2 protein-coding genes are annotated in these 839 nt (G+C 49.9%); both read left to right on the plus strand.

The genetic code is table 11. The annotated features are described in order from the left end of the window. Window positions 1-73: 73 nt before the first annotated feature. Entirely contained in the window at window positions 74-583 is a 510-nt protein-coding gene (locus J7439_RS25650) for a transposase (RefSeq protein ID WP_209204891.1), read from the plus strand. After that, on the plus strand, window positions 580-839 hold a 260-nt coding region (locus J7439_RS25655; RefSeq protein WP_209204892.1), incomplete at its 3' end, for a helix-turn-helix domain-containing protein. The genes J7439_RS25650 and J7439_RS25655, both read left to right, overlap by 4 nt.

Raw genomic sequence — 839 nt, forward strand, 5'->3', positions numbered from 1 at the left:
CCCCCTGTGCCAACATAGTTGTCGCCTCTCCTGAATTTAAAAACCTAAACAGGGGGCGGCCAGTGAGTGATCAATGGCCCGCTATTCAGAAGAGTTCAAAGAGTCCATCATTCAGAAAATGATGCCACCCAATAATGTGCCGGTTTCTCAGCTGGTACGTGATACTGGTATCTCTGATGCGACCCTGTACACTTGGCGAAAGAAAGCTTTATCTCAAGGAATATCTGTGCCAGGCAACGGAAAAAATCCAGATCAGTGGACACCTGAAAACCAGTTGGCCGTCATTATTGAAACGGCGGCATTGAACGAAGCAGAAATGGCTGAATACTGTCGTAAGAAAGGCCTTTTTGCTGAACAAATTCAGCAGTGGAAAGCAGCCTTTATTAGTGGCGTGGTGGCCAGGCCTGCCAGTCCATCAGAGCAGCGTAAGGCCCTGAATGTTGAGCAGAAAAAAGACAAGCAAACTATCAAAAAGCTTGAGCGTGAACTCAAGCGCAAGGACAAGGCGTTAGCAGAAACTGCTGCCTTGCTGGTACTCACAAAAAAGGCCCGAGAGATCTGGGGGGAACCAGAGGACGATTGATCTCTCTCCCGGATCGCCAAAACGCAGTCAACCTGATTAAACAGGCCGTGAAAGATGGTGCCCGCCAGTCGAAAGCCTGCGAAGCCCTTGGCCTTTCAGAAAGAACGGTACAACGCTGGACACGGGAGGATGCTGTGCAAGCAGATAACCGCAACAATGCCAACAGGGAAGCTCCCGGAAACAAGCTTTCTGAAGAGGAACGCCAGGCGATTGTTGACGTCTGTAACAGTGATCGCTTTAAAAGCCTTCCACCCAG

It is taken from the genome of Salinisphaera sp. G21_0, from assembly GCF_017744115.1.
Taxonomy (GTDB): Bacteria; Pseudomonadota; Gammaproteobacteria; order Pseudomonadales; family Endozoicomonadaceae; genus Endozoicomonas.

Excerpts from the sequence above, each read along its gene's own strand:
- J7439_RS25650 (WP_209204891.1), top strand. The coding sequence starts at position 74 with ATGGCCCGCTATTCAGAAGAGTTCAAAGAGTCCATCATTCAGAAAATG.